At 72.0% G+C, this 11391-nt stretch carries 12 protein-coding genes; 2 read left to right on the top strand and 10 right to left on the bottom strand.

The window, feature by feature from the left end:
• From pheT to infC, 7 genes are all read right to left on the bottom strand, one after another.
• Positions 1 to 1903 (bottom strand): phenylalanine--tRNA ligase subunit beta (gene pheT, locus OKJ99_RS05805; RefSeq protein ID WP_326014666.1); only part of this gene is annotated, 1903 nt, incomplete at its 3' end.
• Positions 1903 to 3042, bottom strand: a complete 1140-nt coding sequence (gene pheS, locus OKJ99_RS05800) for a phenylalanine--tRNA ligase subunit alpha (protein WP_326014665.1) — start codon at positions 3040 to 3042, stop codon at positions 1903 to 1905. The genes pheT and pheS, both read right to left, overlap by 1 nt.
• 139 nt (positions 3043 to 3181) lie before the next feature.
• Entirely contained in the window at positions 3182 to 4297 is a 1116-nt protein-coding gene (locus OKJ99_RS05795; RefSeq protein ID WP_326014664.1) for a sensor histidine kinase, read from the bottom strand.
• A gap of 46 nt (positions 4298 to 4343) precedes the next feature.
• A complete protein-coding gene (locus tag OKJ99_RS05790) occupies positions 4344 to 5186 on the bottom strand; it encodes a TrmH family RNA methyltransferase (RefSeq protein ID WP_326014663.1) in 843 nt (280 codons plus the stop codon).
• 191 nt (positions 5187 to 5377) lie between these two features.
• Entirely contained in the window at positions 5378 to 5761 is a 384-nt protein-coding gene (rplT, locus tag OKJ99_RS05785) for a 50S ribosomal protein L20 (RefSeq protein ID WP_326014662.1), read from the bottom strand.
• A 99-nt stretch (positions 5762 to 5860) separates the two neighbouring features.
• Positions 5861 to 6055 carry a 50S ribosomal protein L35 gene (rpmI, locus tag OKJ99_RS05780; protein ID WP_266721587.1) on the bottom strand — a complete coding sequence of 65 codons (195 nt, stop codon included), beginning with the start codon at positions 6053 to 6055 and terminating at the stop codon, positions 5861 to 5863.
• A 122-nt stretch (positions 6056 to 6177) separates the two neighbouring features.
• Positions 6178 to 6888, bottom strand: a complete 711-nt coding sequence (gene infC, locus OKJ99_RS05775) for a translation initiation factor IF-3 (RefSeq protein ID WP_326014660.1) — start codon at positions 6886 to 6888, stop codon at positions 6178 to 6180.
• A 349-nt stretch (positions 6889 to 7237) separates the two neighbouring features.
• Between infC and OKJ99_RS05770 the strand changes: the two genes are divergently transcribed.
• Positions 7238 to 7600, top strand: a complete 363-nt coding sequence (locus OKJ99_RS05770) for a DUF1844 domain-containing protein (RefSeq protein ID WP_326014659.1) — start codon at positions 7238 to 7240, stop codon at positions 7598 to 7600.
• A 36-nt stretch (positions 7601 to 7636) separates the two neighbouring features.
• On the opposite strand, the gene OKJ99_RS05765 is transcribed toward OKJ99_RS05770, so the two are convergent.
• Positions 7637 to 8368: an SseB family protein gene (locus OKJ99_RS05765; RefSeq protein WP_326014658.1), complete on the bottom strand. Its 732-nt coding sequence runs from the start codon at positions 8366 to 8368 to the stop codon at positions 7637 to 7639.
• An 82-nt stretch (positions 8369 to 8450) separates the two neighbouring features.
• Here OKJ99_RS05765 and OKJ99_RS05760 point away from each other — a divergent pair, with 82 nt between their 5' ends.
• A complete protein-coding gene (locus tag OKJ99_RS05760; protein WP_407700649.1) occupies positions 8451 to 9188 on the top strand; it encodes a serine hydrolase in 738 nt (245 codons plus the stop codon).
• Here OKJ99_RS05760 and mycP read toward each other — a convergent pair.
• Positions 9172 to 10332 (bottom strand): type VII secretion-associated serine protease mycosin, encoded by a 1161-nt coding sequence (gene mycP / locus OKJ99_RS05755; RefSeq protein ID WP_326014657.1) that lies wholly within the window; start codon positions 10330 to 10332, stop codon positions 9172 to 9174. The genes OKJ99_RS05760 and mycP overlap by 17 nt on opposite strands.
• A gap of 2 nt (positions 10333 to 10334) precedes the next feature.
• Positions 10335 to 11391, bottom strand: a 1057-nt coding sequence (locus OKJ99_RS05750) for a hypothetical protein (RefSeq protein ID WP_326014656.1), incomplete at its 5' end; no start/stop codon positions are given.

The following is an 11391-nucleotide window of genomic DNA, read 5'->3' as shown; positions in this document are numbered from 1 at the left end:
CGCCCGCGAGGACGACGGCGGCACGGCGCGGCTGCGCGGGCAGCGCGGCGTCCAGGCCGGCGATCTCCTCGTCGGTCGGACGGCGGTCGACGGGGAGGCGGACCGGGGCGATCTCCTCGCCGGTCGGCCTGAACACCAGGCCGGTCTCGAAGAGCGCCAGGTCGTGGCTGCCGCGGCCGTCGTTGCGGCGCAGCGCCGAGAGCAGCCCCGGCAGCAGCGTCGTACGGAGCGCGGGCTCCTCGTCGTTGAGCGGGTTGATCAGCTTGACGACGTCGCGGCGCGCGTCGTCCGCCGCCAGGCCGAGCTGGTCGAAGACGCCCTCGCCCAGGAACGGGTAGTTGAGCGCCTCGACGTACCCTGCGCCGGCCAGGGCGCGGCCGACGCGGCGGTGCAGACGCTGCCGCGCGGTCAGGCCACGGCCCGCCGGGGGCCTCGGCAGGGTGGAGGGCAGGTTCTCGTAGCCCTCCAGGCGGATGACCTCTTCGGCGAGGTCGTTCGGGTCCACGAGGTCGGGGCGCCAGGACGGCACGGTGACCGTCAGGACGTCCTGGCCGTACGCGTCGCAGCCGACCGCCTGGAGGCGGCGCACCACGGTCTCGCGGCCGTACGCCACGCCCGCCACCTTGTCCGGGTGGTCGGCCGGGACGGTGATGGTGTGCGGCCCGGACGGGGCGACGACCTCGGTGACACCGGGCCCTGCCTTGCCGCCCGCGAGCAGCACGAGCAGGTCGACGGCGCGCTGGGCGGCGGCCGACGCGGCCTGCGGGTCGACGCCGCGCTCGAAGCGCTTGGACGCCTCGGAGGACAGCTTGTGGCGGCGCGCGGTGCGGGCGATGGAGACGGCGTCGAAGTGCGCGGCCTCGATGACGACGTCGGTGGTACCGGCGTCCTCCGCGTGGTCCGCGATCTCCGTGTTGGCGCCGCCCATCACGCCGGCGAGGCCGATCGGCCCGCGCTCGTCGGTGATGACCAGGTCCTCGGCGTCGAGCTTGCGCTTGGCGCCGTCGAGGGTGGTGAGCTGCTCGCCCTGCTCGGCGCGGCGGACGCCGATCGCGCCCTGCACGAGGGTGCGGTCGTAGGCGTGCAGCGGCTGGCCGAGCTCCATCATCACGTAGTTCGTGACGTCGACGGCCAGCGAGATCGGGCGCATGCCGACCTTCTGCAGGCGGCGCTGGAGCCAGATCGGCGAGCGGGCCTCGGGGGCGAGGCCGCCGACCGTGCGCGCGGTGAAGCGGTCGCAGCCGAGGCGGTCGGTGATCTGCACCGGGTACCCGTCGGCGTTCGGCGTCGGCACGTCGAGGAGGGCCGGGTCGCGCAGCGGCAGACCGTAGGCGATGGCGGCCTCGCGGGCGACACCGCGGATGGACAGGCAGTCGCCGCGGTTGGCGGTCACCGCGATGTCCAGCACCTCGTCGACCAGTTCGAGCAGCTCGATGGCGTCGGTGCCGACCTCGTGCTCCGGCGGCAGCACGATGATGCCGCCGCTGCCGTCGTCGCCCATGCCCAGCTCGTCGCCGGAGCAGATCATGCCGTGCGAGGTCCTGCCGTACGTCTTGCGCGCGGCGATCGCGAAGTCGCCGGGCAGGACGGCGCCCGGCAGGACCACGACGACCTTGTCGCCGACGGCGAAGTTCCGGGCGCCGCAGACGATCTCCTGCGGCTCACCGGTGCCGTTGGCCTGCCCGACATTGACGGTGCAGAAGCGGATGGGCTTCTTGAAGCCCTCCAGCTCCTCGATGGTCAGGACCTGACCGACGACGAGGGGGCCCTTGAGGCCTGCGCCGAGCTGCTCGACCGTCTCGACCTCAAGGCCGGCGGAGACGAGCTTGGCCTGTACGTCGCGGCCGGTCTCGGAGGCGGGGAGGTCGACGTACTCCCGCAGCCAGGAAAGCGGGATACGCATCAGATCTCCATCCCGAACGGCCGGGTGAAGCGCACGTCACCCTCGACCATGTCTCGCATGTCTTCGACGTTGTGGCGGAACATCAGCATCCGTTCGATGCCGAACCCGAAGGCGAATCCGCTGTACTTCTGGGGGTCCACACCGCAGGCGACGAGCACCTTCGGGTTGACCATGCCGCAGCCGCCCAGCTCGATCCAGCCCTCGGACGAGCAGGTGCGGCAGGGGCGGTCCGGGTTGCCGACGGACTCGCCGCGGCACACGTAGCAGACCATGTCCATCTCGGCGGACGGCTCGGTGAACGGGAAGAAGTTCGGGCGCAGCCGCGTCTTCATGCCCTGGCCGAACAGCGCCTCGACCATGTGGTCGAGGGTGCCCTTGAGGTCCGCCATGGTCAGGCCCTCGTCGATGGCGAGCAGCTCGACCTGGTTGAAGACCGGGGTGTGCGTGGCGTCCAGCTCGTCGGAGCGGTACACGCGGCCGGGGCAGATCACGTAGACCGGGGGCTCGCGGTCGAGCATCGAGCGGATCTGCACGGGCGAGGTGTGCGTGCGCAGCACCAGACCGGCCTCGTCCTCGCTCCCGGCGCCCCGCGCCTCTCCGGCGCCCTGGACGAAGAAGGTGTCCTGGGTGCCGCGGGCGGGGTGGTCCGGGCCGATGTTGAGCGCGTCGAAGTTGAACCACTCGGCCTCGATCTCCGGGCCCTCGGCGACCTCGTAGCCCATGGCCACGAAGACGTCCTCGATGCGCTCGGAGAGCGTGGTGAGCGGGTGCCGGGCGCCGGCCTGCTCTCGGTCGTGGGGCAGCGTGACGTCCACGGCCTCCTCGACCAGGACGCGCGCGTCCCGCTCCGCCTCCAGCTCGGCCTGGCGGGCGGCGAGGCCCCGGCCGACGGCGGCGCGAGCCTGCCCGACGAGCTTTCCTGCCGCGGCCTTGGCCTGCGGCGGCAGCGCGCCGATCTCGCGGTTGGCGAGCGCCAGCGGCGAGGTGCCGCCGGCGTGCGCGACCTTGGCCTCCTGAAGCGCCTCGAGCGAGTCCGCGGCGGCGAAGGCGGCGAGCGCCTCCCCCTGGACGCGCTCGATCTCTTCCGGTTTCAGTGCCTCGACCTCGACAGGGTCGTACGACTTGTTCGGTGCCGACATCTCTTCCCGTGCTTCCGATTGGCGTGGCTGATGGTCCCGCAGACGCGTCGACGGCCGTCGAGAGGCTGGGACGCAAACGTGCCAAAGGACGAGTCTAACGGGGGTGACGTGTACGAATGCGCCCGTGGTGCCCTGCCGGTCAGCTGGTGAGATACGCCGGCGTCGCCACGGGCAACGTAAATCGGAACTCCGCTCCGCCGCCGGGTGCCCGCCCGACGGTGATCGTCCCGCCGTGTGCTTCCACGATGCCCTTGACGATGTAGAGGCCGAGGCCCGTCCCGCCGCGCTTGCTGCCCCGCCAGAAGCGGGTGAAGACGCGGTTCATGGACTCCTCCGGGATGCCGGGGCCCTCGTCGCTCACGGTGACCGACGTGCCGGTGGGCCGGGTGGGCTCGACATCAATGGTGACGGTTCCCTCGCCGTGGCGCACGGCGTTTTCCAGCAAGTTGCTCAGTACCTGGTCGACCTTGTCCGGATCGGCCCACGGGTCGGGCAGCGGATGCTTGACGCGCAGCAGGAACCGCTCGGCCGACTGGCCCGCGGCGACGTGCGCCTGGATGTGCCGGGAGACGGCGGCCGCGATGTCGACGGGCTGACGCCGCAGTTCGAGCCGGCCGGAGTCGATCCGGGAGATGTCGAGCAGCTCGGCGATCAGCCGCGTGACGCGGTTGGCGTCGGCGTCCACGGTCTCCAGCATCAGCCGCTTCTGCTCGTCGGTGAACCGCTCCCACTTGGCGAGCAGCGTCGCGGTGAAGCCCTTGACCGAGGTCAGCGGGGAGCGCAGCTCGTGGGCGACGGTGGCGATCAGCTCGGCGTGGCTGCGTTCAGTACGCCGCCGGGCCTCGGTGTCCCGGAGCGAGACGACGACGCGGCGCACGGGCCCGGTCGGCCGGATCCGTACGTAACGCGCGGTGACCAGGACCTCCCGGCCGCCCGGCAGCAGCAGGTTCCGCTCGGGCTGTCCGACCCGGGTGGCGAGCCCGCCGTACGGGTCGGTGAGCTGCCACCAGCGCCTGCCTTCGAGGTCCTCCAACGGGAGGACGCGCTCCAGCGGCGCGTCGAGGGCGGTGTCCGCGCGGACCGCGGTGATGCGCTGCGCCGCGGCGTTGAAGCAGATGACGCGGCCGCGCTCGTCCGCGACGACGAGGCCGTCGGGCAGGTCGTCGGGGTGCACGTCGAGCGCCGCGAGTCCGTCGGGACCGGACGCGTCGGATCCGGTCAGGCCGCGTGGGCCGCTGCCGTTGACGACGCTCATCTCCCGCGCTCCCCCTCCCGGCGGTCGATCCGGAAGAGTCACCCTACTAGCCGGGAATGACGGAGCGGCACCCTCCGGGGGCACGCTGCGCACGCGCGGAGGCGTACAGGCACACGGCGGCCGCCGTCGCGAGGTTGAGGCTCTCGGCCTTGCCGTGGATGGGCACGCGCACGACGGCGTCGGCGAGTGCGCGGGTCTCCTCCGGCAGGCCCCAGGCCTCGTTGCCGAACACCCAGGCGGTCGCGGCGCCCATGGTTCCCTGGTCCAGCTCGTCGTCGAGGTCGTCCTCGCCCGCTCCGTCGGCGGCGAGAATCCGCACGCCCGCCTCCTTGAGACCGGCGACGGCCTCCTCGACGGGTACGCCCACGGCGACGGGCAGGTGGAACAGCGAACCGACGGAAGCCCGCACGGCCTTCGGGTTGTAGAGGTCCACGGAGGCGTCGGTCAGCACGACGGCCTCGGCGCCCGCGGCGTCGGCGCACCGGAGCACGGTCCCGGCGTTCCCGGGGTCACGCACATGCGCGAGGACGGCGACGAGCTTGGGCCGCGCGGCCAGGATCTCCTCGAACGGCGTGTCCAGGAACCGGCAGACACCCACGAGGCCCTGCGGGGTGACGGTGGTGGAGATGTCGCCGATGACGTCCTCTTCGGCGAGGTGCACCCGGGCGCCCGCGTCCCTGGCCTCCCCGACGATGTCGGCGTAGCGCTCCGCGGCGTCGACGGTCGCGAACATCTCGACGAGCCCGCCGTGCGCGGCGGCCTCCCGCACGGCCTGCGGCCCCTCGGCGAGGAACAGCCGCTCCTTCCCCCGGAAGTTCCGCTTGGCGAGCCTCCGCGCGGCGACCACGCGGGACGACTTCGAAGAGATCAACTCGGGCGTTGCGACCATGCGCCTAACTTTCCGGTGTCATTTGAGCCCCCGCAGGGGGCACCTCCCAGCGTTAGCTGGGGGAGATTGAGCGGCGGGGTCCGGGGCGGAGCCCCGCGCGGTGCGGCATGCGGTGACGGGGCCCGAACAACGTGGGACCCGCAAGCCACACGGCTTGCGGGTCCCACGTCACATACGGCTCAGCGGAGCGTTCACGCAGCCTTGGGCGCGTTCACGTCAGCCGGAAGCGCCTTCTGCGCAACCTCGACGAGGGCGGCGAACGCGTTGATGTCGTTCACGGCCAGCTCGGCCAGGATCTTGCGGTCCACCTCGATGTTGGCGGCCTTCAGACCCTGGATGAGGCGGTTGTACGTCATGCCGTTCTGGCGGGCAGCGGCGTTGATGCGCTGGATCCACAGCTGACGGAAGTCGCCCTTGCGCTTCTTGCGGTCGTTGTAGTTGTAGACGAGGGAGTGGGTGACCTGCTCCTTCGCCTTGCGGTACAGGCGCGAACGCTGACCGCGGTAGCCGCTGGCCTGCTCGAGAATCGCCCGACGCTTCTTGTGCGCGTTCACCGCGCGCTTGACGCGTGCCACTGTTAACTCCTTGTAGCGGGGCCGGGGTTGTTGTCACCCGGCCCGAATTCGAATGGGTCCCGGTCTAGCTGACGTACAGGGCGTGGAGACGCCCGTACATCACTTGCCGAGAAGCTTCTTGATCTTCGCGGCGTCGCCCGGGGCCATCTCGGCGTTGCCGGTGAGGCGACGCGTCACGCGGGACGACTTGTGCTCGAGCAGGTGGCGCTTGCCGGCGCGCTCACGCATCACCTTGCCGGAGCCGGTGATCTTGAAGCGCTTGCTGGCACCGCTGTGCGACTTGTTCTTCGGCATGGCGCCGTTCTCTCCTCGTCAGTGGCGCTCCCGGCCGGTCCGTGCGTGGCGCGAACCGGCCGTGATGGAACGTCAGTTGTGTCAGTTGGTATCCGTGACGCACAGGCTGTGCGCCGCACGGATCATGCCTCGGCCGGAGCCTCGGCGGGGGTCTCCGCGGGTGCCTCGGCGAGGTCCTCGTCGACCTGGTCCTCGTCGAGCTGGTCCTCGGCAAGGTTCTGCGACTTACCGGGGTTGGCCTTCGCGTCGGCCTTGCGGGCGGCCTGCGCCTCGCGGGCCTCGGCCATCGCCTCGGTCTTCTTCTTGTGCGGACCGAGAACCATGATCATGTTTCGGCCGTCCTGCTTCGGGTTCGACTCGATGAACCCGAGGTCCTGGACGTCGTTCGCGAGACGCTGCAGCAGTCGGAAGCCGAGCTCCGGACGGGACTGCTCGCGACCACGGAACATGATCGTGATCTTGACCTTGTCGCCCTGCTTGAGGAACCGGACGACGTGACCCTTCTTGGTGTCATAGTCGTGCGGGTCGATCTTCGGCCGGAGCTTCATCTCCTTGATGACCGTGTGCGCCTGGTTCTTGCGCGCCTCACGGGCCTTCATGGCCGACTCGTACTTGAACTTCCCGTAGTCCATGAGCTTGCAGACGGGCGGACGGGCGTTCGCCGCCACCTCGACCAGGTCGAGGTCGTACTCCTGAGCAAGCTCAAGGGCCTTGGCAAGCGGAACAATCCCGACCTGCTCGCCGCTAGGACCGACAAGTCGCACTTCGGGAACGCGAATCCGGTCGTTGATGCGGGGCTCGGCGCTGATGGATCCTCCTCGGTAGCACCACACGACGGCCTGGCGGACCGCCGCGTACGTTTGTGACGTAAGTACCAACCGCGCCGAAACACAAAAAAATGCCCCGGACGGTACACAGGCAGGGCTCCAAGAAATACCGGAGCACCACCACGGTGAACCGCGGGGCGCAAAATCGGACGATTCCGTCGTCCGTACGGAACGACGGTGACCGTCTGACCGGTGACCCACCGCCCTGGTCGGGCGGTCAGGTGGGAGATCGGAGCCTCCACTTGTGGGCCGGTCACTTCATCCGCGAGGACGTGCCACCGGCCGGTCGTTACACAAGGTTAGCAGGACTTGGGGGGTGCGCCCAATCGAGTGCGCGCGACATATCGTGGGGCCCATGAGTGACGCGACCCCCGCAACCGACAGCCCCGACTACGACGCGCTGACCCGCGACATCGCCGAGGTACCCGCCGTAGAAGTCATCGTGACGGTCGCGGTGAACCTGATGAGCGCCGCCGCGGTGAAGCTCGGCCTCACCGAGGAGGGCGACGCCCACAAGGACCTCGACGAGGCACGGAAGCTGATCCACGCCCTGGCGGGCCTGCTCGACGGCAGCGCTACGGAGATCAGCTCCTTCCACGCCGCTCCCCTGAAGGACGGCCTGAAGTCGCTGCAGCTCGCGTTCCGCGAGGCCTCGGTCGTGCCGGACGAGCCGGGCAAGGGCCCCGGCGAGAAGTACACGGGCGCCGTGTACGGCTGAACAGCAAAGGGCTACGTACTACGTACGTAGCCGACATCACTGACGTACGTAGAGGGGCTCGCCCGGCGACGTCGCCCCGGTCGGCAGGAGTGCCAGATCGAGGCCGCGCACCAGGCGGGCCCTCAGTGTTTCGTCGGCGGCGATGCGGGTGGCGAGCGCCCGGGCCGTGGCCTGGACGTCGGCGCCCGCGTCGAGGACCAGGGCCAGGGTGCCGTCCGCCTGGCCGGGGCCCAGATAGGCGCGGGCCACGGACGGCTCGGCGGCGACCGCCGCACGCGCCGCCTCCCTGACGGCCGGGTCGGCGAGCGGATCCGCGTCGGTGCGACCCTCCGCGAGGGCGTACAGGGCCGGGCCCGTCAGCTCGTACGGGACGGGGCCCGCGACGTCGAGGACGACGGTGTCGGCCTTCTCGTGGGCGGCGGCCTGGAGCGCCTGGTGCAGCGGGACGGCCACCGGGCGGGCCTCGGGGTCCCAGAGGGCGAGCGACGCGGTCGAGGTGAAGGCCGGGAGCGCCTTGCGGCCGGCGGCCTTCAGCGTCGGGACGGCCATGTCCGACGTCTTCTCGCGGCGCAGACCGTTCTCGTCCTCCTCGACCTCGCCGAGCACGGCGACCACGGGGACGAGCAGCCGGGCGCCCTTGAGCGCCGCCAGGACCGGGCCGTGGGCCGTGCGGTCCCGCGACCACGCGGCCAGCGCCTCGGTCAGGTGCGGGTCCGCCGTACCGTCGTCGTCGGAGAAGCCGGGGTCGGGAATGTTCTTGTTCGCCACGTTCACCGAGCCTACCGAGCGGCTGAGGGCGGATCCTCGGCGGACCCTGGGACGGAAAGTGGGACGGATAGGGAGGCCATCCGTGGCCGTGCGCAGGGACGCCGAGCTGGCCAAGGCCGTGACGGCGGTCGCTCAGAGACACGAGGGCGAGGTCTCCGTCGCCGTCCTGAACGAGACCGACGGGACGAGCGCGTCGTACGCCTCGGGGGACGGGACGTACGACACCGCGAGCATCGTGAAGGTCGGCGTGCTCGCCATGCTGCTGCTCCAGGCGCAGGACGAGGGGCGGGCGCTGACCACGCGGGAGCGCACGTGTGCCACCGCGATGATCGAGAGCAGCGACAACGACGCGACGACCGTGCTGTGGAACGAGCTGGGCCGGGCCGACGGGCTCGACGCGGCGAACGAGCGGCTCGGGCTCACCGGGACCAGCGGTGGGGACGGTTCGCTGTGGGGGCTCACGCAGACCACCGCGGTCGATCAACTCACCCTGCTTGGGCAGGTGTTCGGGGTCGGCGAGGATCTCGTGCTGAGCAAGGAGTCGCGGTCGTACGTCCAGGAGCTCATGGGCAACGTGGAGAGCGACCAGGCGTGGGGCGTGTCCGCGGTCGGGGACGGCGGCGCCGCGCTGAAGAACGGGTGGCTGCGGCGCAGCACCACGGGGCTGTGGGTCATCAACAGCGTCGGGCGGGTCACCGTCGACGGACAGCGGTACCTGGTGGCCGTCGTCTCCCACGGCAGCGCGACCAAGGCCGCGGGCGTCGGTCTCGTCGAGGACGTGGCGAGGGCCGCCGTGCCGGTGGTCAGCGGCGGCGCGTGAGGCGGTGGCCGCGCCACAGGTAGCCGGCCACCCCGAGCAGCAGTACCCCGACGGTGCCCGCGAGCACGCCCGCCCAGGCGGCGACGGAGCCGCCGGAGTCGTCGTCGGGTCCCGGGCCGAAGTACTTCTCGCCGTACGAGGCCGAGGTCAGGCGCTGCGGCTTCAGCTTCGCGCCCGCGGTGATCGCGGCGGCCGGGTCGACGAGGCCGAAGCCCCGGGAGTCGTCGCGGCCACCGGAGGGCGGATCGTCGGCCGTGTCCTCCATGAGCTTCTTGATCTGCGCGGGGCTCAGGCCGGGGTGGGCGCCGCGGGCCAGGGCGACGGCGCCGGACACGAACGCGGAGGCGGCGCTCGTCCCCCACGCCGAGTAGTACTTGCGGTCGGGGTCGGCGGTGACGATGCCGCGGCCCGGCGCGGCGACGGAGGCGTACCAGCGGCGGGTGGAGAACGAGGCGCGGGTGCCGGTCGAGTCGACGGCCGTGGCGGTGATCACGCCGGGGTACGCCGCCGGGTAGGAGGCGCGGTCGCCCTGCTCGCCGCCGTTGCCAGCGGAGGCGACGACGGAGACGCCCTTCTTCAGCGCGTACTGGACGGCCGCGTCCTCGCTCGCCTCGGGGTGGGCGGTGTTCGAGTCGTCGCCGAGGGACAGGTTGATGACGTCGGCGCCGTGGTCGACGGCCCAGCGGATGCCGTCGGCGAGGGCGTTGCCGCGGGTCTCGCGGGCCTTCGCGCGGGACGGGTCGCCGTCCTCAAGGATCACCCGGACCGGGAGGATCTTCGCTTGCGGGGCCACGCCCATGACGCCGTCGCCGTCGCCCTTGCCGTGCCCGTGGCCCGCGATGATGCCGGCGATGGCGGTGCCGTGCCGGGCCCAGGGGCGGTCGCCGCGCTCGGCGCCGAAGCCGATGAGGTCCTTGCCGGGCAGCACGCTGCCCTTGAGGTCCGGGTGCTCGTCGTCGACGCCGGTGTCCAGGACGGCGACCGTGACGCCCTTGCCGCGCGTCGTCTTCCAGGCCTCGTCGGTGTGCAGCGCGGTGAGGCCCCACTGCTGGGAGCGGACCGAGTCGGCGTGGGCGGCGGTGGCGGGGAGCAGCGCGAGGACGGCCGCGGTGCCGATCGCGGCGATCATGTGCTGGCGGTTCATGGCTACTGCTCCGTGTCCCGGTCCGCGGTCTTCTTGACCGTCTTGCGCAGGTCGCGTTCGATCCGGTCGGCGACGCCCTGCGCGTCGTGGCCGAGTCCCGCCTGGGCGGGGGCGCTGGTGGCACCGGGCTTCATGGCGTCGGCGGCGGGTTGCGGCTCGCTGACGGTGCGGCCGTCGGCGAAGCCGGAGACCGCGTAGACGACGACGGGGGCGTCGGTCAGGATGTTGATCGCCCAGGACGCGCGCTGGCGGTCGCCGAAGCCGTCGGCGAGGGTGCCCTTGGCGGCGTAGGGCCGGGGGATGAGGTCGTCGCGCCGGTCCAGGCCCTGCTCCAGGAAGCGGGAGCGCAGCGCCTTCGTGGCCTCCGCGTCGGCCTTGGTGAACATCAGGCCGACCGTGGTGACGCCGCTCTGTGTGGCGTCGGTGTACGTGGCACGGAGCAGGCGCAGGCAGCCGGCCGAGCGCAGCGCCTTGTGCAGCAGCGGGTCGAAGGCGTCCGCGCAGGTCGTATCGGGGGCGACCGCTATCCGCGTCCAGGTGCGGCCGGCCCGGCCGGGGCCCGCGCCCTCGCCCTTCAGCGTGCGCGGGAACAGCTGGTCGACGGGGACGCCGTGCCAGAGCTGGCCCGCCTCGCGGTACGCGGTCTGCACGGACGGCGGGCCGCTGTCGCCGCCGCTGAGCAGGGAGCCCGTCGTGGCGCCGCCGATCAGGCCCAGGCCGAGCACGAGGCAGGCCGCGATGGCCGCGGTCCGGGGCTTCAGGCGGGCGCCGACGGGGCGCAGGAGCGTGGTGCTGTCGTCGTAGTGCTCGGGGGGCGCGAACCGAACGAAGGGCCGTCCGGCGGTCTCCGGGCGCGGGGTGAGGTCGACCGCGCCGACGGGGCGGCGCGGAGGCTGGGGCGGGGGCGGCGGTATGCGCGGCCCCGGCATCGCGGGCGGCGGTCCGGGCACGGGCGGGCTCGCCGGCGCGGGCGGCACGGGGCGCAGCCGGGTGGTGGATTCGACGGGGGTCTCCCGCGGCGCACCGGACACCGTGGCGGGCGCGGGGGGCGGACCGGGC

The sequence above is a fragment of the Streptomyces endophyticus genome (genome assembly GCF_035798155.1).
Taxonomy (GTDB): Bacteria; Actinomycetota; Actinomycetes; order Streptomycetales; family Streptomycetaceae; genus Streptomyces; species Streptomyces endophyticus.
This window is presented reverse-complemented; position numbering and strand designations above follow the sequence as displayed.

Excerpts from the sequence above, each read along its gene's own strand:
- pheS (WP_326014665.1), bottom strand. The coding sequence starts at position 3,042 with ATGTCGGCACCGAACAAGTCGTACGACCCTGTCGAGGTCGAGGCACTG.
- OKJ99_RS05795 (WP_326014664.1), bottom strand. The coding sequence starts at position 4,297 with ATGAGCGTCGTCAACGGCAGCGGCCCACGCGGCCTGACCGGATCCGAC.
- OKJ99_RS05790 (WP_326014663.1), bottom strand. The coding sequence starts at position 5,186 with ATGGTCGCAACGCCCGAGTTGATCTCTTCGAAGTCGTCCCGCGTGGTC.
- rpmI (WP_266721587.1), bottom strand. The coding sequence starts at position 6,055 with ATGCCGAAGAACAAGTCGCACAGCGGTGCCAGCAAGCGCTTCAAGATC.
- OKJ99_RS05770 (WP_326014659.1), top strand. The coding sequence starts at position 7,238 with ATGAGTGACGCGACCCCCGCAACCGACAGCCCCGACTACGACGCGCTG.
- mycP (WP_326014657.1), bottom strand. The coding sequence starts at position 10,332 with ATGAACCGCCAGCACATGATCGCCGCGATCGGCACCGCGGCCGTCCTC.